Genomic DNA, 20,280 nt, shown 5'->3' on the forward strand with positions numbered 1-20,280 from the left:
CCGTGCGAGCCACCCAGCCGGGCCGATTCCGTGCCGTCCGTCCCACGGCACGCGGCTGGGCTGTGCTTCTCGTGGCCTCCGGCGTGCTCGTGGCCGCCACCGTGATCGACCGCAGGGAAGGCCTGTTCCTCTTCCTGTTCCTCATCCTCCTGTTCACCGGGTCTGCCGTCTACGTGCGCACCCACCGTCCCCGCCTCACCGCCACGCGCACCTTCACCCCCGCATCCGTCTCGGTCGGGGAGCCGACCCTGGTCCGTGCCATCGTCGAATCGCGCGACAACGACGTCTCTGCGATCGCGTCCTGGCGGGATGACGTACCGTCGGTGTTCGGTCGTGCGCCGAAGGGTGAACTGCCCCGTCGCCTCCCGGGTTCCCTCCGCGGCTACCGCGCCCAGCTGGAGTACGAACTGCGGTCGGTGCGACGAGGACGCTTCCTGATCGGGCCGCTCCGGGTGACGCACGGCGACCCGTTCGGCCTGGTCACCACCGAACGGCGGATCGCAGATCCGCAGCCGTTGATCGTCACCCCCCGCGTCACGCTGCTCCCGGACGCGGGGCTCCGATCGTCGAGCGGCGACGGTGCCCAGCACGACCTCAACCTGCTCGCCACCCAGCGCGCCGACGAGCTCATCGCCCGTGAGTACCGTGCGGGCGACCCCCTCCGCCGGGTCCACTGGCGGCAGACCGCACGGCGCGGCGAACTCATGGTGAGGCAGGAGGAGCAGGAAGGAGACCCCGAAGCGGCACTGCTCCTCGACACGGCGCTGGCAGGGAAGAACAACCCGGTGGGCGCGACATCCGAAGCCCATTTCGAACGCATGGTGGAGCTGGCTGCCTCGCTCGGCATCCACCTCCTCGACGCCGGGTACGCGGTTTCCGTGATCGAGAGTGTGACGGATGCCGTGCCGTTCGCCGACGGGAGCGTCCCGTACCGCATCTCCCGCTTCGCGCCGGGCGACTCCGGTGGGCTGCTCGACGTCCTCGCCCAGACCGAACGGTTCGACGTTTCAGACCTCTACAACGTCAGCGCGGGCCTGCACCCGGTGATCCGACGGACCGGCACCGTGATGCCCGTTTTCGCCGTCCTCGGGCAGCTTTCCCGCTTCGGTGCGCGCGGCCTCGTCTCGATCAAGGTGAACGCCTCACCCGCTGTCGTGTTTCTCACCAGAACCGAGGGCCCGGCGGCTCAGCCCGGCTTCGACGAGATCCGCACCCTGGCCGATGCCGGTTGGCGGGCCGCCCTCATCGACCAGCGCACCAGCGTCGAAGCAGCGTGGACCCGGGTCGCCTTCGGCGATTCGGAGGCCGCAGGACAGGCAGACTCTCGTGTCGGTTCTTAGCCCCCCTCGCCCCGAAGCCCGCCAGACAGGGCGCCCGCCGCGCCCGCGGGAAGGGATCGGTGATCGACGGGCGGCGGCCCAACGCTACTGGCCGCTGACCTGGGCGCTCATCGTGCTGTACGTGATGACGGTGTCGACCCTCACCCCGCTTCTCGACGGTGCAGCCTGGTGGCTGGGCGTCACCCTGCTCGGCGTCGTGGTGCTGGCATCCGCCGCGGCGGCTCGATCTCTCGGTGCGCCGACCTGGGTCGCCACGCTCGTCGGCGCCATCGTCTGGCTGGCCTTGCTCGTGCTGTTCTTCGCGCCGGATGCGTCGTTCGCCCTGGTCGTGCCGACCTCGGACACCGTTGCGGCGTTCAGCGAACTGGGTCGCGAGGGAATGCGGTCGATCTCGCGCCAGGGCACACCCGCCGACGCTGACATCGGCATCCGATTCGTCCTCGCGGTGGGCGGCGGGGCGTTCGCGGTCCTTCTCGATGCCATCGCCATCGCCGGTCGGATGCCGGCCTTCGTCGGCGTTCCTGCCTTCGCCATCGCCCTGGTCCCCGGCTTCGTCAACGGCGAGGTGAACCTCGTCGCACTGGCGCTGTGCGGGGCGGCCTACCTCTGCGTGCTCTGGACCGACACACGGGTGCGGCGGATGTCGACACGACGGCCGGGCGGCGTACTCAGCATCGGGGCGATCGCGGTGGTCGGATCGCTCGTGTTCGCGGCCGCGGCGCCCGGCTACAACGGCGAGAGCCTGCTGCCGTCCAGCGGCGGGTCGCTCTTCGGCCGCGGTGTGAGCCCCCTTGTCGACCTCGGCAAGGACCTGCGCCGCCCGGGCGGCGCCCAACAGTTCTCGTACACGACGACGACCGACGAGCCATTGTATTTCCGCCTGCTGACGCTCGACGAGTTCGACGGCACGACCTGGTCGGCGGGCCGCGACCGGGTCCGGCAGCCCAACGAGCCGGACAACGTGCTCGAGGTCCCCGGACTCTCCGACGAGATCCTCACCGAGCCGACGACGACCTCGGTGCGGGTGGACGGCATGGTGGCACCCTGGCTCCCGGTGCCGTTCCCGAGCGTCCGCGTGCTCGGAGTCGAGGGCAGGTGGATGTGGGACACCGAGGGGCTGACGCTGTCGAGCAGGCTGTCGAGCGCAAGCGGGCAACGATACCTCGCGGAGAGCGTGCTGATCCTGCCGACGCGGGAGCAGCTCATCGCCGCGCAGCCTGAGGTCCCCGACGACGTCGAGCGCTTCCTCGAGCTGCCCGAGGAGGTCCCACCGATCCTCACCGATACCCTCGCCGAAGTCACGGCGGGCATCACGAACGATTACGACAAGGTGTTCGCCATCCAGCGCTACCTGCGAAGCACGGCGTTCCTCTACTCCATCGAGGCGCCGGTCGACGAAGGCTACGACGGAGACGGTTTCGATGTCATCGCAAAATTCCTCGAGAAGAAACGCGGATACTGCGTCCATTTCTCTTCGGCGATGGCGATCCTCGCACGGATGGCGGGGATCCCCGCCCGCGTCTCGCTCGGTTACCTCCCCGGAGACCGGATCATCGGCGCTGAAGACAGGCTGACGTACTCGGTCGGGACCGATGAGCTCCACGCCTGGCCGGAACTGTACTTCAGCGGCGTGGGCTGGGTGCCCTTTGAGCCGACGCCCGGCCGCGGGGTGGTGCCGGATTACGCCCGCGCCGAGGTGAGCGGCGCCGAAGGCCGCGACCCGGGAACCGCGGCTGGTGCTGAGCGCCTGCAGGAAGAGCTGACGCCGATCACCCCGGGAACGGCGACGTCGACAGGCGGGGGAGGAGCGGGCGATCCTCCTGCAGGCGTCCTCGCGGCCGCCGCGGCCGCCCTCCTGCTCCTGCTCGCGTTCCCCGCCCTCCTGCGGGCGTTCCGCAGGTCCTCCCGCGACCGCGCCCTGCGATCCGGCCGGGCGGGACCGCTCACAGCCTGGCGTGAGGTGTCGGATGCCGCGCAGGATTACGGCCTCCCGGTCAGTGGCGCCGACACACCGCGAGGGTTCGCCGGGGCGCTCGCCGTGCAGGGCACGTTCACCAGGCTGGAGCAGAACGCGCTGGCGTCTCTGCTGGACGCGGTCGAGCATGCGCGGTTCGCCGATCCGAACCGCCCCGTCTCCCGCCTCGCCGGTTCCAGCCTCGCCCACGACACCGACACCGTGAGGGGCGCCCTGCGCCGCCAGGCGACGATGGTGGACCGTGTTCGCGCGACCGTCGCGCCGGCATCCGTTCTGACCCCGGTGTACCGCGACAGGATTCCTGAACCAGCCTGACGCCGGAAACCGCCGGACGGTCGCCTCGATTGCGCCCGATTCAGCGGGCACGCAGGTGAGCCTCCCGGCGGGCGATAGAATCGTGGGTGTGAGTAAATACAAAAAACTGCCGTTCGCGGTGAATATCCGCGACCTCGTGCGGCGCCCGGGAGAGATGCGCGAGCATGACCTCGTGGTCGACGCTCCGGAGCAGTTCGGAGAGGGCCTCGTTGCCGTTCGCGAAGGCACCCCGATCCACGAACGCATTCGACTCGAGTCCGTGCACGAGGGTGTTCTCGTCACCGCTGAGATCGAAACCGTCGCCAGCGGAGTGTGCGGAAGATGCCTCATCGACATCACGCAGAGCGTCGAAGTCGAGTTTCAGGAACTTTTCGCGTACTCTGGTGACGAAGCCTCTGACTACGAGGTTCACGATGACCACGTGGATCTTGAACCTCTCATCAGGGACGCAGTGGTTTTGTCGCTGCCGTTTCAGCCGGTATGCCAGCCAGATTGCCCCGGACTCGATCCCGAGACCGGCGAGCGGTTGGCAGAAAACCCGGACAGAAAGCCCCAAGAGACCGTCGATCCTCGCTGGTCTGCGCTCGCCGGGTTTTCCCCAGACCCAGGCTCCGACAACTCGGATGCTGTAAGCAAAGAAGAGAGATAAGACATGGCTGTTCCGAAGCGCAAAATGTCACGAGCCTCTACCCGTGCACGCCGTGCACAGTGGAAGGCCACGCCCCCGACCCTGGTGAAGACCGTTGAGGGTGGCAAGACCACCTACAGCCTGCCGCACCGCGCCAAGGTTGTCGAAGACTCCGCAGGCACGGCACTCTTCATGGAGTACAAGGGCCGCAAGGTCGCCGACGTCTAAGTCTGCGATTTGCTGAACTGCATCGAACCTTGATGACAGAGAGCTTGACAGACCGGGGGCCGCTTCTTGCGACCCTCGGTGTGTCGCTTAACCCGGCGGTGCTCGAGCATGCTCTCACGCACCGCTCGTTCGCGTACGAAAACGGCGGTATCCCGCACAACGAGCGTCTCGAGTTTCTCGGCGACTCCGTGCTCGGGCTGTCGGTGACGCAGAAGCTCTACCGTGAGAACCCGGACCTCCCCGAGGGGGCCCTCGCGAAGATGCGCGCCAGTGTCGTATCGACCGTGGCGCTGGCCGAGATCGCCCACACCATCGGGCTCGGCAAGTACCTCAGGCTCGGCCGGGGCGAAGAACTCACCGGTGGGCGCGAGAAGGCGTCGATCCTTGCCGACACGATGGAAGCGCTTATCGGCGCGGTCTACCTCGACCAGGGACTCGACACCGCCAGCGCCCTCGTCCTGCGGCTCGTTGAACCGCTGCTCGCCGACCCGGCACGGTTCGGCGCGGCGATGGACCCGAAGACGAGCCTCCAGGAAGCCGCCGCCGCGCACCATGCCCCGGCGCCGGTGTACACGATGGAGAGCTCAGGCCCAGACCACGACCGCGTCTTCGTCGCCACGGTCACCGTCGGCGACCTGGTGAGCGCTGTCGGGCAGGGATCGAGCAAGAAGCACGCCGAGATGGCCGCGGCCCTGACCGCGTGGACCGAGCTGAGTGCCCGAGCTTCCTGAGGTCGAGGTCGTCCGGGCCGGCCTCGAGCCCGCCGTCACCGGCGCCCTCATAACCGGTGTCGAGGTTCTCGACCAGCGGTCCCTGAGACGCCACGACCTGGCATCCGGCACATTCGTCGACGTAATTGGCGGGAGGACGATCGTCGCCGCCGTCCGGCGGGGCAAGTTCCTCTGGTTTCCGCTCGACAACGGCGACGCCCTCGTCACCCACCTCGGCATGAGCGGCCAGATGCTGCTGCGCGCGCCGGGCACCGACGACCGGCTGACGCGCATCCGCATCGGCATCGATTCGCCCGATCACGGTGAGCTGCTCGTCAACTTCGTCGACCAGCGCATCTTCGGCAGCATGGCCGTCGACTCGATGCTGCCGACGGACGACGATTTTCCTGGCGGGTACTCCGGGGCGGCCGTCGGGCCCGCCCTCGTGCCCAGCCAGGTCGCCCACATCGCCCGCGATCCACTCGATCCGGCTTTCGACGACGTCCGGTTCCTCACGCTGCTCGGTCGCAAGGCGACGGGTGTCAAGCGGGCGTTGCTCGACCAGACCCTCATCTCCGGCATCGGCAACATCTACGCCGACGAGGCACTCTGGGCGGCGAAGGTCCACTTCGAGCAGCCCGCCGCGTCGCTGAGCGGCCGTCGTGCCGTGTCGCTCCTGGCCGAGGTCCGCGCCGTGCTCGCGAAGGCGCTGGCCGAAGGCGGCACGAGCTTCGACGCCCAGTACGTGAACGTGAACGGGGCATCCGGGTACTTCGCCCACAGCCTCAACGCGTACGGCAGGCAGGGGCAGCCCTGCGCGCGCTGCGGGACGGCGATCCGCCGGGTGAAGTTCATGAACCGGTCGTCGCACTTCTGCCCGCGGTGCCAGCGCCGCCGGTGATCTCGCCCGGCCAGCCGTGGGCGCTCAGTGGCGGTCTAGCTCAGCGGCGGTCGAGTCGCCACAAGATGGTGTTGGTGTATCGATTCGCCGCGGGATGTCGCTCGTTGACTCGTTAGACGACAGAAGGTGGCGAATCGGGCTTCTGATGGTGCGCCGATGCCATGGAGTGGGCGGTGGTGCGCGGCCGGCCAGCCGTGGGCGCTCAGTGGCGGTCTAGCTCAGCGGCGGTCTAGCTCAGCGGCGGTCGAGTCGCCACAAGATGTTGTTGGGTGTATCGATTCGCCGCGGGATGTCGCTCGTTGACTCGTTGGGCGACAAAAGGTGGCGAATCGGGCTTCTAATGGTGCGCGGATGCCATGGAGTGGGCGGTGGTGCGGTGTTGGCCAGCCGTGGGCGCTCAGTGGCGGTCTAGCTCAGCGGCGGTCGAGTCGCCACAAGATGTTGTTGGGAGTATCGATTCGCCGCGGGATGTCGCTCGTTGACTCGTTGGGCGACAGAAGGTGGCGAATCGACACCCTCACGCTCAGACCGTCTTCTTCCAGGCCGCCTCATAGGCGGTGGGCACGAACCCAACCGCCTCGTTGACGTCGAGCATCGGACGGTTCTCCTCAGCGTTGTAGGTCGTCACCCGCGGCGTGGAGGGGGAGATCCGCTGCACCAGTTCGAGGTTCGCGACCTTGAGCAGCATTCCCAGGCGGTGCCCGCGATGTTCCTTCAGGACGAGGGTGTCCCCTTGGCTCGCCGGGCGGCCCTCGAATTCCGGAAGCGAGATCTCGGTGAATCCGACGAGCCGGTTCGACGGCGTGTGCAGTGCGGCCGAGGTGACACCGAGCTGCCCACCGCCCAGGATCATCTCGTCGAGGTTGCGCACGCGGGCCTCATTCCAGTCCTCCTCGGCGAACTCGATGGCGGCCATGGGCGCATCCGTCGACATCCGCCGGTGCAGGTGCGCCATGTCGGTGAGCCACTCCTCGGGGCAGCGGCCCACCCACTGGACGACGTCGTAATCGGGCGCGTGGGCGGCAGCATCCGCCCGCTTCGCCGCGAGGACCCCAGGCTTGACCGGCAGGTCGATACGCGAGATCCTGTCGACCTGCTCCAGCCGATAGCCGTGCGCCTGCGCAAAACGTGCGGCGGCGGAGTTGCGGTCGATCGCGCCGAAACCGGTCGGCGGGACCAGGACGTCGTCGCTGATCGCGGGCAGGTGAGAGCTCCACGACTGGATCACCCGCAGGCCGTCGGCCGCCGCTGTCGCCTCAAGCACGCGGAGCAGCGATGTGCCGACCCCGCGCCGTCGAGCCTGCTGCGCAACCTGCACTTCGATGAACGCAGCTGTCGCGCCCTCCTCCGGCTGCCACTCGTACACGCCTCGACCGATGATGCGCCCATCGAGGCGCGCGAGGAACAGGCGTTTCGGTGAGAACACGTCGTGGAAGAACGGCAGCAATTCCTTCGCCGTCGGATTGAGATCGTCGGTTCCGAGGATTTCTGACTCGATCGCGTTCCGCACGTCCACCATCTCGATGAAGTCGTCGCCGCCCTCGTCGTCGAGGGTCGCCGGAGCGGAAAACTCGTGGATGGTCAGCCCGTCGAGGACGTCGGTGCTCATGGCAGCTCCAGCGATGTCGTGTTCGTCACCCGGGTCCGGGCAGCCGACCAGCTTAGCCAGCCGGAAGCATCCGTCGCCAGCCCAATTCAGCATCGGATGCGGGTCAATCAGCGTCAGGGAAGCCATCGTTCGGTACGGTAGGGCAGGGATTCGCGGCCGGAGCGACCAGGAGGGGACACGCGGTGTATTTGAAGAGCCTCACCCTCAAGGGCTTCAAGTCGTTCGCGCAACCCACCACCTTTGCCTTCGAGCCCGGCGTGACCTGCGTCGTCGGCCCCAACGGGTCAGGCAAATCCAACGTCGTCGACGCCCTCGCCTGGGTGATGGGGGAGCAGGGCGCGAAGACGCTGCGCGGCGGCAAGATGGAAGACGTCATCTTCGCCGGGACCTCCACGCGGGGTCCGCTCGGCCGCGCCCAGGTTCTCCTCACGATCGACAACTCCGACGGCGCCCTGCCGATCGACTACACCGAAGTCACGATCTCGCGCACGCTGTTCCGCAACGGCGGCAGTGACTACGCCATCAACGGCGAGAACTGCCGGCTGCTCGACGTGCAGGAACTGCTCAGCGACTCCGGGCTCGGCCGCGAAATGCACGTCATCGTCGGTCAGGGCCAGCTGGATGCCGTGCTCCGCGCCAGCCCCGAGGAACGTCGCGGATTCATCGAAGAAGCAGCCGGGATCCTCAAACACCGACGCCGCAAGGAGAAAACGCTCCGCAAGCTCGACGCCATGCAGACCAACCTGACCCGGCTCAGCGACCTCGCCGGAGAGATCCGCCGGCAGCTCAAACCGCTGGGTCGGCAGGCCGAGATCGCCCGCGAGGCCCAGACCATCGCGGCGATCGTCCGCGACGCCCGCGCCCGCATCCTCGCCGACGACGTCGTCGCGCTCCGCCGCGCCCTCGACGACCACGGCCGCACCGAGAGCGAACGCCACACCGAACGGATCGTGCTGCAGGAGCAACTCGAGCAGAAGCAGCTCCGGATCGCCCGGATCGAGCAGGCGCAGGTCGGCGACGTGGTCGACGGCGCGCGGCGAACGAGTTTCGCGCTCGAGTCCGCCCAGGAACGGCTCCGCAACCTCTTCACCCTCGCCAACCAGCGGCTTGCGCTGCTCGGCTCACAGGGCGAGGCGCAGGATGCCGGCCCGAGCGTCACCCGGTCGATGGTCGACGACGCGCACGCCGAGGTGGCCCGACTGCAGGAAGCGGTCGCAACGGCGGATGCCGCGTGGCAGCGCGCGCAGGCCGACACCGCGTCGGCGCGCAGCCGGCTCGACGCCGTCGACACGGAGATCGCCGCGCAGAGCGCCCTCGTCTCGCGCCACGACCTCGAGATCACGAAACTGACCGGGCAGGCCGAGACCGCCGCGTCCCGGCTCGCCGCCGTCCGTGGTGAACGGTTGCGGCAGCAAAACGCGATCGACGCCGCCGCCGACCGCGGCCGCGCGGCGCAGCTGCAGCTCGACGAGGTCGAAGAATCGGCGGGAGACATCGACGCGGGGGAGAGCGGCCTCGACGAGGCCTACGAGATCGCCCAGGCGGCCGTGTTCGAAGCGGAGGCCGAGATCGACCGGCTCCGCGACCTGCTGCACGGGCATGAGCGCGAACGCGACGCCCTCGCCGCGCAGACCAGCGCACTGTCGCGCGCCCTCGACATCAAAGACGGGTCGACCGACCTCGTCGCCGCTCGGCTCGAGGGCATCCGCGGTGTCGTCGCCGATTCGGTCCAGGTTCAGCCCGGCTATGAGACTGCGATCGCCGCGGCGCTCGGAACGCTCGCCGACGCCGTGCTCGCCGAAGACCGGGATGCCGCCGAACGCGCGGTCGAACACGCCCGCGCCCACGACCTCGGACGCGTCGAAGTGGTCATCGCCGACGCGGCCGGCACCCGGGTCGACTGGCCGGAGATCCCGGGCGTGCGCAGCGCCGCGTCCGTCGTCACCGGGCCTGACGGCATCCTCGGCATCCTCAACCACCTCGCCATCGCCGAAGACGTCGACGCGGCGCGCGCGGCCGCCCCCGCGCTTGCCGCAGCCGACCTCGGTGGCCCGGTCACCCTGGTCACGCGGGCGGGCGACGTTCTCACCGACTTCATTCTCCGGGGCGGATCGGGTGGCAAACAGGGGCGCATCGAACTTCTCGCCGAGCGCGACGCCGCCGCCGACCGGCTCGCCGAGGTGACGACGCTACTCGACGCCGTACGCTTCGACCTCGCCGAGCAGCGGGGCGTTCTGAGCTCGGCGAAGGAACAGTCGAAGCACACGCTGAGCGCGCTGCGGGAGTTCGATTCGCAGGTGGCCGCGCAGGCGGAACGGCTCAACCGCGCCCGCGTGCAGGTCGAAGCGTCGACCGCCGAGTTCGAGCGTCTCAGCGCCGCGTATGCGTCGTCGAAGGATGCCGTCACCGCGGCCGAGAGCGCCGCCTCCCGGGCGAAGGCCGACCTCGAGACGGCGACCTCCCGTCCCCGTCCGATCCTCGACATCTCCGCCCGCGAATCGCTCCTCGGAGAACTCGAGGCGGCACGTGAACGTGAACTCGAGGCGCGCCTGCAGCTGGAGACCGCGCGGGAGCGGGTCCGAGCCGAAGAGCAACGCACCAAAAACCTGATCACCCAGATGGAGGCCGACCGGGTCGCCGCCGAGGCAGCCGCGCGCCGCGCCGTGATCCGGGCCCGCCAGGTCGCCGCCGCCACCGGGGTGACCGAGGTCCTCCCCGCCGTTCTGGCCTCCGTCGACCGCTCCGTCACCGAGGCGAAACTCGTGCTCGAGCGCGCCGAGCAGGAACGTGCCAGCCAGAACGCGGAACTCGTCGCCCTCCGCCGTGACGAGGCGGCGCTCCGCGAACGGCTGCAGGCGATCACCGAGAACGTCCACGGCCTCGAACTGCAGATTTACGAGAAGAAACTGCACCTGTCGAGCCTGCTCGAGCGTGCCGGTAGTGAACTGGGTCTCGTCGAGGACGTTCTCGTCGCCGAGTACGGTCCCGACGTCTCCGTCCCTCCCGACGGTACCGAAGGCTCTACAGAGGCCGCCATTGAGGCCCCGCCGACGGCGTCCGACGACACGGATGCCGCGCCCGCCGGCATCCCCTACGACCGCGCCGCCCAGCAGAAGCGGCTTGAGAAAGCCGAGCGCACGTTCGCCCAGCTCGGCCGGGTGAACCCGCTCGCCCTCGAGGAGTTCGCCGCCCTCGAGCAGCGGCACGCGTTCCTCAGCGAGCAGCTCACCGACCTGACCAACACCCGCAAGGATCTGCTGGCGATCATCGAGGAACTCGACGAGAAGATGCAGGTCATCTTCGGCGAGGCCTTCGACGACACGAAGGCAGCGTTCGCGGAGGTGTTCCCGATCCTGTTCCCCGGCGGCACCGGCAGTATTTCGCTCACCAACCCAGACGACCTGCTCACCACCGGCATCGAGGTGAGCGTCAAACCGGCGGGAAAGAAGATCGAACGCCTGTCGCTGCTCTCCGGCGGCGAACGCTCCCTCGCGGCGGTCGCGCTGCTCATCGCGATCTTCAAAGCACGGCCGAGCCCGTTCTACATCATGGACGAGGTGGAAGCGGCGCTCGACGACGCCAACCTGGGCCGGCTGCTCACGATCTTCGAAGACCTGCGGCTCACCAGCCAGCTCATCGTCATCACCCACCAGAAGCGCACCATGGAGATCGCCGACGCCCTCTACGGCGTTTCCATGCGCCAGGACGGGGTCTCTGCGGTCGTCGGCCAGCGCGTCGCCGCGCCTGAGGCGAAGGCCGGCTGAACAAGCGGCCCCCGAACTCTCGGTAGTCTGGGCTCATGGCAGAACGCACGCCCTGGTCACTCTCCGGCGCCCTCAAAGGTATGTTTCAGAAGCCGACCATCGACGAGACGACGTGGGACGACCTCGAACACGCTTTGCTGACCGCCGACTTCGGCCCCGACGTCACCGAAGCCACCCTCGAGGACCTCCACGCGAAGGTCGACCGGTATCGCACCACGGATCCCCGTGACCTGCAGCGGATGCTCCGCGAGTCGATCGAGGAACGGCTCTCGAAATACGACACCACCCTCAAACTCTCCGAACGCCCGGCCGTCGTACTCGTCGTCGGGGTCAACGGCGTCGGCAAGACCACGACGATCGGCAAGTTCTCGAAGTTCCTCGGCACCTACGGGCGCAGCGTCGTCGTCGGTGCCGCTGACACGTTCCGTGCGGCCGCCGTCGAGCAGCTCGCGACCTGGGCCGAGCGCGGGGGAGCGCAGATCATCCGGCCGCAGCAGCAGGGCCAGGACCCGGCATCCGTCGCGTTCCAGACCGTCGACTACGCCAAACGCAACGGGATCGAGATCGTGCTCATCGACACCGCCGGCCGGCTGCAGACGAAGAGCGGCCTGATGGACGAACTGTCGAAGATCCGCCGCGTCATCGAGAAGCAGGCGCCGATCGCGGAGGTGCTCCTCGTGCTCGACGCCACGACCGGCCAGAACGGCCTGGCCCAGGCCGAGGCCTTCATCGAGCACGCCGGGGTCACCGGACTCGTGCTCACCAAACTCGACGGGTCCGCCCGTGGCGGGTTCGTCCTCGCCGTGCAGGAGCGCACCGGCATTCCGATCAAACTGGTGGGTCAGGGCGAGGGCATCAACGACCTCACCGGCTTCACCCCGCACGTCTTCGCACAGAAACTGGTTGGTTGATGATCGAGCACGACTTCTTCGGAGCGATCGAAACGGATGAGACGGGCGGGCTGTACTGGTCGGAGAACGTCGAGGTCGGCGACCAGCCCGTCGACGTGTCGCTGAGTGCCCCCGGTGGGGTGAGCCTCGCACCGGATGCCCTCGACAACGCCGCCGGCGTCATCAGCTCCCTCGAAGGCCTCGACCTGCGCGCCCGTGAAGCGATGCTCTCCGATGTCGACGACCGCGACTCCGACGTGACCCAGTTCATCGAGCAGACCGTCGAGGAGATGGGGGAAGACCTCGTCGACCTGCTCGTCGACCACTCCGGCGACAATGACGTCGACATCATCCGGTCGCTCAAGCTCATCCGTGTGACGGTCTCGCCTCACCAGGCCGGCGAGAGCGCGCAGTTCGCGTCGTTCGAGTTCGCGTTCGACCCTGACGACTCAGACCTCGCGCTTGTCGTCTACCTGTCGATCCGCGGCGAGTCTGTCGGGATCGAACTGCTCAGCTGAGGTTCAGCCGACCGCCTGCGCGAACCCGAGTTCGGGGTCGGCGAGGTGGTGAAGGCCCGCCGGCAGCGGCAGTCCCTTGCGGTGCATCGACTGGGCCCACAACCGCCCCGCGCGGTACGACGAGCGCACGAGCGGCCCGGCGAGCACGCCGAGGAAACCGATCTCCTCCGCCAGCTGCTTGAACGCCACGAACTCCTCCGGGCGGACCCACCGGGCAACCGGCAGGTGTCGCGGGGTCGGGCGCAGGTACTGGGTGATCGTGACGATGTCGGTTCCGGCGTCGTGGAGGTCCCGAAGCGCTTCGGCGACCTCGGCCTCCGTCTCGCCCATGCCGAGGATGAGGTTCGACTTGGTGATCAGACCCGCCGCCCGGGCCCGCGACAGGACGCCGAGCGACCGGTCGTAGGTGAACGCCGGCCGGATGCGCCTGAAGATCCTCGGGACCGTTTCGACGTTGTGCGCGAACACCTCCGGTCGTGACGAGAACACCTCACCGAGCAGGTCGGGGTTGCCCGAGAAGTCCGTGGCGAGGATCTCGACGCCCGTTCCCGGATTATCGGCGTGGATGCGACGCACCGTCTCGGCGTGCAGCCACGCGCCCTCGTCGGGCAGGTCGTCCCGTGCCACACCGGTGACGGTGGCGTAGCGCAACCGCATGGCGGCCACCGATTCGGCGACCCGGCGTGGTTCGTCGGTGTCGTAGGCGGCGGGCTTTCCGGTGTCGATCTGACAGAAGTCGCACCGCCGGGTGCACTGGGAGCCACCGATGAGGAACGTCGCCTCCCGGTCCTCCCAGCACTCGTAGATGTTCGGGCAGGCGGCCTCCTGGCAGACCGTGTGGAGGCCCTCATCCTTCACGAGGTCCTGCAGGCGGCGGTACTCCGGGCCCATCTTCGCCTTCGTCTTGATCCAGTCCGGTTTCTTCTCGATCGGCGTCGCCGCGTTCCGCACCTCGAGGCGGAGCAGCTTGCGGCCGTTGCCGGGCAGCGCCGGACCCGGAGCACCGGAACCACACGCGCTCATGCCGCATGCTCCGCATCGACGTCCATGGGCGTCGCGCCGGCGAGGAAGATCGCGACGAGAGAATCGACGACATCCGCCGGGGTGATTGTCCGGCCCGCCTCGATGCTGAGGGTGGTGACGCCGGCGTCGGTGATGCCGCACGGCACGATGCGGTCGAAGGGTGCCAGGGAGTTACTGCAGTTCAGCGCGAAGCCGTGCATGGCCACGCCGTCGGCGACGCGGACGCCCACCGCGCCGATCTTGTTCTCTTCTCCTGGCCCGCCGACCCACACGCCGGACCGGCCGTCGATGCGCCTGCCCTCGACCCCGAAGCATCCGATGACATCGATCATTACCTGCTCGAGCCTGCGGACGTGGTCGATCACGTCGACGGGCTCGGGCAACCGCACGATCGGGTAGCCGGTGAGCTGACCGGGTCCATGCCAGGTGATCTTTCCGCCCCGGTCGACGTCGACAACGGGGGTGCCGTCGGTTGGCCGTTCGCTTGCCGAGGTGCGGCGCCCGGCGGTGAAGACATCGGCGTGCTCGCAGAGGATGAGGGTGTCGGGTGCTGAGCCGTCGACCACAGCTCTGTGGGTGCGTTTCTGGAGATCCCAGCCCTCGAGATAGGGCAGGTAGTCGGGCGCCAGTCCGGCGAGGAGAACATCGGTCATGGGGGTGAGCCTAGTATTAAATGTACCGCGTCCAATAACGTATTCGGGCGTTTCGGATGCTCCCGGCACGAGACGGCGCGAACCCTCGGTAAACTGAGAACCAAATGGCTACTTTTGGAAACCTCTCAGACCGGCTCTCCGAGACCTTCAAGAACCTCCGCAAGAAGGGTTCGTTGTCGGCGTCAGACGTCGACGGCACCGTGCGCGAGATTCGTCGCGCCCTTCTCGAGGCCGACGTTGCGCTCGCCGTGGTGAAGGACTTCACCGGCAAAGTCCGCGAACGCGCCCTGAGCGATGAAGTCAACAAGGCTCTGAACCCGGCACAGCAGGTCGTGCAGATCGTCAACGAAGAGCTCGTCGCCATCCTCGGCGGCTCGCAGCGCCGGCTGGAGTTCGCCAAGAACCCGCCGACGGTGATCATGCTCGCCGGCCTCCAGGGCGCCGGCAAGACGACCCTCGCAGGCAAGCTCGCGAAATGGCTCGCCAAGGACGGCCACACGCCGCTCCTCGTCGCCGCCGACCTCCAGCGACCCAACGCGGTCACCCAGCTCAGCGTCGTGGCCGAGCAGGCCGGTGTGGCCGTGTACGCGCCCGAGCCCGGCAACGGTGTCGGTGACCCGGTGCGGGTTGCGAAGGACTCGATCGCCTACGCCCGCACGAAGCAGTACGACACCGTCATCGTCGACACGGCAGGTCGACTGGGTGTCGACGCCGAGCTGATGAAGCAGGCGGCGAACATCCGCAACGCTGTGGACCCTGACGAGGTGCTGTTCGTCATCGACGCGATGATCGGTCAGGATGCCGTCGCCACCGCGAAGGCGTTCCAGGACGGCGTCGACTTCACCGGAGTCGTGCTCACCAAGCTCGACGGTGACGCGCGCGGTGGTGCCGCGCTGTCCGTGGCATCCGTCACCGGCCGTCCCATCATCTTCGCCTCGACGGGCGAGAGTCTCGACGCTTTCGAGCCGTTCCACCCGGACCGGATGGCGAGCCGCATCCTCGACCTCGGTGACATCCTCACCCTCATCGAGCAGGCGCAGGAGGCGTTCGATGAGGACGAAGCCCGTGCCATGGCCGAGAAGTTCTCGACCGACAGCTTCACCCTCGACGACTTCCTCAAGCAGATGCAGCAGCTGCGCAACATGGGTTCCATCAAGAAGATGATGGGCATGCTCCCCGGCATGGGGCAGATGAAGCAGCAGCTCGACGCCTTCGACGAGCGCGAGATCGTGCGCACCGAGGCGATCATCCAGTCGATGACCCTCGCCGAACGGACGAACTCGAAGCTTCTCAACGGTTCGCGCCGCCTGCGTATCGCCCGTGGTTCCGGTTCGACGGTCACCGAGGTGAACGCGCTCGTCAACCGTTTCGAGCAGGCCGCGAAGATGATGAAGACCGTGGCCAAGGGTGGCGTTCCGAACATCCCGGGCATGGGCCCGATTCCCGGTGGCGGTGGCGGCGGCGGCAACAGCTCGCGCAAGCAGCAGCCGAAGAAGAAGGGTTCGAAGTCGGGCAACCCGGCGAAGCGGGCGACCGAGAACGCGGCCCTCGCATCCGGGGTCAAGCCTGCGGCGACCGGTGGCACCGGGTTCGGACTCGGCGAAAACGGCACAGGATCCGCCGCGCCGACCGAGGAAGAGCTCGCGAGCCTGCAGAAGTTCCTCGGGCGCTAGCAATCCGCAACTGACGGATGCCGCCTCACGCCTGGGTGCGGCACCCTGGTGTGCTCGCGCGGGTGTTCTGGTGGGCCGCGGGTGCGTTTGCACCCGCGCGTGGCGAATCGACCCGCGCCACTCGGCTGGCATCCGTCGTTCGAGGGTGTTTACGTGGGTGATGGGGGATGTGCTCGCGCGGGTGTTTTGGCCGGCCGCGGATGCATTTGCACCCGCGCGTGGTGAACCGACCCGCGCAACCGAGACAGCAGCACCCGGCACGCGCGCGACGGCTATCGAACGGGCCCCGAGCCGTCGCGCAGCTCCTGCGCGAGCGCCTTGACGACGGCCGTCAGGTCGCCGTCATTCGCCTCGGCGACCCGTAACTGCCGGCTGTAGCTCGCGCCCTCGTCGAGGATCGTCGTGATCGACGCGAGTTCGTCGGCACAGCCCAGGCGATGGGCGATGGGGGCGAGGAAGACGAGAAGGTCCCGGATGTCGTCGGTCACGAGGCGTTCGTTCCCGGCGTTGTCGAGGATGATTTCGGCATCCAGTCCGTACCGGGCCGCCCGCCACTTGTTCTCGCGCACGTACCAGGGCTGCAGCACGGTCAACGGGAGGCCCTCGTCGATCCGGGTCGACAGGTGCTCGACCAGGCAGTGGATCAGGGCGGCGACGGCCGCCAGTTCACGGTGGGTCGACGCGCCGTCGCAGAAGCGCACCTCGATGGTTCCCCAGTGCGGTGACGGGCGGATGTCCCAGCGCACCTCGGTGTAGTCGTCGATGATGCCCGGTGTGGTCATGTCGGCGACGTACTTCTCGTACGCGGTCCAGTCCGCCAGCTGGTACGGGAGCCCGGCGGTCGGCAACTGCTGGAACATGAGGGCCCTGTTGGACGCGTACCCGGTGTCGATTCCGCTCCAGTACGGGCTGGAGGCCGAGATCGCCTGCAGGTGCGGAATGTAGCTGAGCATGGCGTTGAGGATGGGCATCACCTTGTCGCGGTCCTCGATGCCGACGTGCACGTGAACACCCCAGATCATCATGTTCCTGCCCCACCAGCGGGTGCGTTCGATGAGCTTGTGGTAGCGCTCCTTGTTGGCGACGGGCTGGTCGTACCACTGCCCGAACGGATGAGACCCGCTCCCGATGATGTCGATCCCGCGACCTCGCGTCACCTCGCGCACCTCCTGCAACTGGCCGTCGAGGTCCGCGACTGCTGCCGCGACGGTGGTGTGCACCGAACTCACCAGCTCGACCGTGTTGAGGAGCAGCTCGCCGGTGATGTGGGGATGCGGGGAGCCGTCAGGCTGGTGCAGGGCGAGGAGTACTTCATCCGCCGCTGAGACGAGCTCGCCGCTGTCCTGGTCGACGAGGGCAAGCTCCCACTCGATGCCGACGGTCGATCGCTCTGACCTGGCGAAGTCGATGCCCATAGTGAAACCCGTCCGCTCCTGCCGGATCGCCCGGCACCGTTTATCCTTCCATGCCGGGCCTAGGCTTTACGCATGGCAGATCAGAAGAAGCGCCCCGTCCGAATCGGTGTCCAGATCGCACCGCAGCACGCGCAGTACGCTGCCATCCGCGACACCGTCGCGGCACTCGAGGACCTCGGCGTGGACATCCTCTTCAACTGGGACCACTTTTTTCCGCTGAGCGGCGATCGGGACGGTCTGCATTTCGAGTCATGGACCATGCTGGGTGCCTGGGCCGAGCAGACGAGCCGGGTCGAGTTCGGCTGCCTCGTCAACTGCAACAGTTACCGCAACGCCAACCTTCAGGCCGACATGGCGCGGACCCTCGACCACATCTCGGGTGGCCGGTTCATCTTCGGCACCGGGGCCGGGTGGTTCGAGCGGGACTACGACGAATACGGCTACGAGTTCGGCACGCCGGGAAGCCGCATCGCCGCCCTCAGCGACGCGATGCCGATCATCACCGACCGCTGGTCGAAGCTCAACCCGCCGCCCACCCGCAGGATCCCGGTCATGATCGGGGGAGGCGGTGTGAAGAAGACCCTGCGTGTCGTCGCCCAGCACGCCGACATCTGGCACAGCTTCAGCTCGCCGCACGTGCTGACCGAAAAGCTTGAGATCCTGCGTGAGCACGGAGAGGCCGTCGGCCGCGACGTCTCCGAGATCGAGATCTCCACCGAACTCCGGGGACGCAGTGAGAGCGTCGCCGACGAACTGCTCGCGCTGGGCACGACCATGTTCACCCTGGGCCTCAGCGGCCCGCACCATGACATCGACGCCGTCCGGCGGTGGCTCGCGTGGCGGGACAGCGTCACATCCTGAACTCCGTCGGGAAGCTGGTCACACAGCCGCCGATTATCTGACAGAATGGTTAGTCGAGTCTGCACTCGCCCGACCCTCTAATCAGGCGCTGCAGCAAGAAGAGCTTTCGGACCGAGTGTGCCCCCACGCAGCCGGTGACGAGCACAATCACACAACAAATAACTTTCAGGAGAATTGTGTCTGTCAAGATTCGTTTGAAGCGCCTGGGCAAGATCCGCGCACCGTACTACCGCATCGTCGTCGCCGACTCACGCACCAAGCGTGACGGCCGCGTCATCGAGGAAATCGGCCAGTACCACCCCACCGAGGAGCCCTCGTTCATCGAGGTCAAGTCCGAGCGTGCCCAGTACTGGCTGTCGGTCGGCGCCCAGCCGACCCCTCAGGTCGAAGCCATCCTCAAGCTCACAGGCGACTGGGGCAAGTTCAAGGGTGACAAGGACGCCGTCTCGACCGTCAAGACCAAGGAGCCCAAGGTTCCCTTCGTCGCCGACGAGAAGAAGAAGCCCGTCCTGAAGCCGAAGGCTGAGAAGCCCGCGGCCAAGGAAGAAGCACCGGCCGAGACTGAGGCCGCACCGGCCGTCGAAGAAGACAAGGCGTAACAATTGCTCGCACCTGCACTCGAACACCTCGTCAAGGGGATTGTTGACAATCCGGACGACGTGACCGTCGTAGCGCAGAGCTCACCACGCGGTGAGGTCCTCGAGGTTCGTGTGAACCCCGAGGACCTCGGCCGTGTGATCGGCCGTTCGGGGCGTACGGCCAAGGCGCTTCGCACTCTCGTTTCCGCTCTCGCCGATGGTCGCCGCGTTCGCGTCGACGTCGTCGACACCGATTCTTAGAAGTGAGCGCCGAAACGCCGAAGACCCAGCTCCGGGTCGGACGGCTCACGAAGGCCCACGGGCTCAAGGGAGCCCTCAAGCTCGAACTCTTCACCGATGACCCCGCGCGCCGGTTCGTGCCCGGGGCCGTTTTCACCCTCCAGGTCCCGACCGGGTCGCCCTGGCACGGCAAGACCCTGACCCTGACCGAGTTGCGCTGGTACAACGGCCACCCGGTGGGGTTCTTCGAGGGAGTGTCCGACCGTTCAGAGGCGGAAACCCTCGTGAAGGCGATCCTCTGGATCGAACAGGACTCGGCCGAGGCATCCCCTGAAGAGGACGCCTGGTACGACCACCAGCTCGTCGGCCTCGCCGTGCACCGCGACGGCGAGAAAGTCGGCACGGTCGCCCGGGTCGACCACTTCCCGGCACAGGACCTGCTCATCGTCACCACGGCGAACGGCGAGGTCATGGTCCCCTTCGTCAAGGCGATCGTGCCCGCTGTCGACATCCAGACCGGCATCGTCACCGTGACCCCTCCTGTCGGCCTCTTTGAGGAACTCCCGGAGGACGAGCCCGACGACGAAACGCCGGATGCGGTCGCGCCCGAAACGACGGATGCCGCCTCTGATGAAGCCTCGGAGGCCGCCTCAGACGACGCCACCGACGCGGGTGAAGCAAAACCCGAGACTCCGCCGGCCGCCGTCGACGAGGCTCAGCCCAAGGACTAGCTCGCGGGTCCGTCCGCCCAGGAATGCTGGCGAACCGCAGCCCGTGATAGACGCTCAACAGGAGCCCGTGCCGCACAGGTGCGGGTTTTTCCTGTTCGGCGTGTAGCGGGGCCGAATGCTCCGGTTGAGCGGGGACGGTGCGTGGAATGCCACGGGGCTGGCCCGCGGTTCCTGCTCGATCAGCGACACCGTCACACGGCTGAAACATGCCCGATCTAGGCTGGGTGC

General features: G+C 67.7%; 18 protein-coding genes. 14 read left to right on the forward strand and 4 right to left on the reverse strand.

Annotation, left to right across the window (positions count from 1 at the left end; all coding sequences use genetic code 11):
- Nucleotides 1-2 precede the first annotated feature (2 nt).
- The 6 genes from ABIE24_RS08575 to mutM all read left to right on the forward strand — a co-directional run bounded on the left by ABIE24_RS08575 (nt 3) and on the right by mutM (nt 6,097).
- A complete protein-coding gene (locus ABIE24_RS08575; RefSeq protein ID WP_354498709.1) occupies nt 3-1,340 on the forward strand; it encodes a DUF58 domain-containing protein in 1,338 nt (445 codons plus the stop codon).
- Entirely contained in the window at nt 1,327-3,630 is a 2,304-nt protein-coding gene (locus tag ABIE24_RS08580) for a transglutaminase TgpA family protein (RefSeq protein ID WP_354498711.1), read from the forward strand. Before ABIE24_RS08575 ends, ABIE24_RS08580 begins: the two co-directional genes overlap by 14 nt.
- A 154-nt stretch (nt 3,631-3,784) precedes the next feature.
- Entirely contained in the window at nt 3,785-4,279 is a 495-nt protein-coding gene (locus ABIE24_RS08585) for a YceD family protein (RefSeq protein ID WP_354498877.1), read from the forward strand.
- Between the two features lie 3 nt (nt 4,280-4,282).
- A complete protein-coding gene (gene rpmF, locus ABIE24_RS08590) occupies nt 4,283-4,486 on the forward strand; it encodes a 50S ribosomal protein L32 (RefSeq protein WP_354498713.1) in 204 nt (67 codons plus the stop codon).
- Nucleotides 4,487-4,518: 32 nt separating this feature from the next.
- Nucleotides 4,519-5,217 carry a ribonuclease III gene (gene rnc / locus ABIE24_RS08595; protein WP_354498715.1) on the forward strand — a complete coding sequence of 233 codons (699 nt, stop codon included), beginning with the start codon at nt 4,519-4,521 and terminating at the stop codon, nt 5,215-5,217.
- Nucleotides 5,201-6,097, forward strand: a complete 897-nt coding sequence (gene mutM / locus ABIE24_RS08600; RefSeq protein WP_354498717.1) for a bifunctional DNA-formamidopyrimidine glycosylase/DNA-(apurinic or apyrimidinic site) lyase — start codon at nt 5,201-5,203, stop codon at nt 6,095-6,097. Before rnc ends, mutM begins: the two co-directional genes overlap by 17 nt.
- A 523-nt stretch (nt 6,098-6,620) precedes the next feature.
- Here mutM and ABIE24_RS08605 read toward each other — a convergent pair.
- Nucleotides 6,621-7,706: a GNAT family N-acetyltransferase gene (locus ABIE24_RS08605; protein ID WP_354498719.1), complete on the reverse strand. Its 1,086-nt coding sequence runs from the start codon at nt 7,704-7,706 to the stop codon at nt 6,621-6,623.
- A gap of 182 nt (nt 7,707-7,888) precedes the next feature.
- Between ABIE24_RS08605 and smc the strand changes: the two genes are divergently transcribed.
- The 3 genes from smc to ABIE24_RS08620 are packed head-to-tail and all read left to right on the forward strand — an operon-like array spanning nt 7,889 to nt 12,878.
- Nucleotides 7,889-11,470 (forward strand): chromosome segregation protein SMC, encoded by a 3,582-nt coding sequence (gene smc / locus ABIE24_RS08610; RefSeq protein ID WP_354498721.1) that lies wholly within the window; start codon nt 7,889-7,891, stop codon nt 11,468-11,470.
- Between the two features lie 35 nt (nt 11,471-11,505).
- Nucleotides 11,506-12,381 carry a signal recognition particle-docking protein FtsY gene (gene ftsY / locus ABIE24_RS08615; protein ID WP_354498723.1) on the forward strand — a complete coding sequence of 292 codons (876 nt, stop codon included), beginning with the start codon at nt 11,506-11,508 and terminating at the stop codon, nt 12,379-12,381.
- The gene (locus ABIE24_RS08620) at nt 12,381-12,878 is read left to right on the forward strand and encodes a DUF2004 domain-containing protein (protein WP_354498725.1); all 498 of its coding nucleotides are present in this window, start codon (nt 12,381-12,383) and stop codon (nt 12,876-12,878) included. Before ftsY ends, ABIE24_RS08620 begins: the two co-directional genes overlap by 1 nt.
- Nucleotides 12,879-12,881: 3 nt before the next feature.
- Here ABIE24_RS08620 and lipA read toward each other — a convergent pair whose 3' ends face one another.
- Both lipA and lipB read right to left on the reverse strand, forming a co-directional pair.
- Nucleotides 12,882-13,901, reverse strand: a complete 1,020-nt coding sequence (gene lipA, locus ABIE24_RS08625) for a lipoyl synthase (RefSeq protein WP_354498727.1) — start codon at nt 13,899-13,901, stop codon at nt 12,882-12,884.
- A complete protein-coding gene (gene lipB, locus ABIE24_RS08630) occupies nt 13,898-14,554 on the reverse strand; it encodes a lipoyl(octanoyl) transferase LipB (protein WP_354498729.1) in 657 nt (218 codons plus the stop codon). The genes lipA and lipB overlap by 4 nt, the downstream gene beginning before the upstream one ends.
- Before the next feature lie 104 nt (nt 14,555-14,658).
- Here lipB and ffh point away from each other — a divergent pair, with 104 nt between their 5' ends.
- Entirely contained in the window at nt 14,659-16,227 is a 1,569-nt protein-coding gene (gene ffh, locus ABIE24_RS08635; protein ID WP_354498731.1) for a signal recognition particle protein, read from the forward strand.
- A gap of 272 nt (nt 16,228-16,499) precedes the next feature.
- Here ffh and ABIE24_RS08640 read toward each other — a convergent pair whose 3' ends face one another.
- Nucleotides 16,500-17,642, reverse strand: a complete 1,143-nt coding sequence (locus tag ABIE24_RS08640; RefSeq protein WP_354498733.1) for a glutamate--cysteine ligase — start codon at nt 17,640-17,642, stop codon at nt 16,500-16,502.
- A gap of 72 nt (nt 17,643-17,714) precedes the next feature.
- On the opposite strand from ABIE24_RS08640, the gene ABIE24_RS08645 reads away from it, so the two are divergent.
- The 4 genes from ABIE24_RS08645 (at nt 17,715) to rimM (ending at nt 20,052) form a co-directional block, all read left to right on the forward strand.
- Nucleotides 17,715-18,503: an LLM class F420-dependent oxidoreductase gene (locus tag ABIE24_RS08645; RefSeq protein ID WP_354498735.1), complete on the forward strand. Its 789-nt coding sequence runs from the start codon at nt 17,715-17,717 to the stop codon at nt 18,501-18,503.
- Nucleotides 18,504-18,679: 176 nt separating this feature from the next.
- The gene (rpsP, locus tag ABIE24_RS08650) at nt 18,680-19,102 is read left to right on the forward strand and encodes a 30S ribosomal protein S16 (protein WP_354498736.1); all 423 of its coding nucleotides are present in this window, start codon (nt 18,680-18,682) and stop codon (nt 19,100-19,102) included.
- Between the two features lie 3 nt (nt 19,103-19,105).
- Nucleotides 19,106-19,342, forward strand: a complete 237-nt coding sequence (locus ABIE24_RS08655) for an RNA-binding protein (protein WP_090709355.1) — start codon at nt 19,106-19,108, stop codon at nt 19,340-19,342.
- 2 nt (nt 19,343-19,344) lie between these two features.
- A complete protein-coding gene (gene rimM, locus ABIE24_RS08660) occupies nt 19,345-20,052 on the forward strand; it encodes a ribosome maturation factor RimM (protein WP_354498738.1) in 708 nt (235 codons plus the stop codon).
- Nucleotides 20,053-20,280: the final 228 nt, after the last annotated feature.

The organism is Mycetocola sp. 2940 (assembly GCF_040548835.1).
Taxonomy (GTDB): Bacteria; Actinomycetota; Actinomycetes; order Actinomycetales; family Microbacteriaceae; genus Mycetocola_A.

What these genes read in the sequence shown, in the direction of transcription:
- rnc (WP_354498715.1), top strand. Translation starts at nt 4,519, where the DNA reads ATGACAGAGAGCTTGACAGACCGGGGGCCGCTTCTTGCGACCCTCGGT.
- ABIE24_RS08585 (WP_354498877.1), top strand. Translation starts at nt 3,785, where the DNA reads ATGCGCGAGCATGACCTCGTGGTCGACGCTCCGGAGCAGTTCGGAGAG.
- rpmF (WP_354498713.1), top strand. Translation starts at nt 4,283, where the DNA reads ATGGCTGTTCCGAAGCGCAAAATGTCACGAGCCTCTACCCGTGCACGC.
- ABIE24_RS08605 (WP_354498719.1), bottom strand. Translation starts at nt 7,706, where the DNA reads ATGAGCACCGACGTCCTCGACGGGCTGACCATCCACGAGTTTTCCGCT.
- ftsY (WP_354498723.1), top strand. Translation starts at nt 11,506, where the DNA reads ATGGCAGAACGCACGCCCTGGTCACTCTCCGGCGCCCTCAAAGGTATG.
- ffh (WP_354498731.1), top strand. Translation starts at nt 14,659, where the DNA reads ATGGCTACTTTTGGAAACCTCTCAGACCGGCTCTCCGAGACCTTCAAG.
- ABIE24_RS08645 (WP_354498735.1), top strand. Translation starts at nt 17,715, where the DNA reads ATGGCAGATCAGAAGAAGCGCCCCGTCCGAATCGGTGTCCAGATCGCA.
- ABIE24_RS08620 (WP_354498725.1), top strand. Translation starts at nt 12,381, where the DNA reads ATGATCGAGCACGACTTCTTCGGAGCGATCGAAACGGATGAGACGGGC.
- ABIE24_RS08640 (WP_354498733.1), bottom strand. Translation starts at nt 17,642, where the DNA reads ATGGGCATCGACTTCGCCAGGTCAGAGCGATCGACCGTCGGCATCGAG.
- lipB (WP_354498729.1), bottom strand. Translation starts at nt 14,554, where the DNA reads ATGACCGATGTTCTCCTCGCCGGACTGGCGCCCGACTACCTGCCCTAT.
- lipA (WP_354498727.1), bottom strand. Translation starts at nt 13,901, where the DNA reads ATGAGCGCGTGTGGTTCCGGTGCTCCGGGTCCGGCGCTGCCCGGCAAC.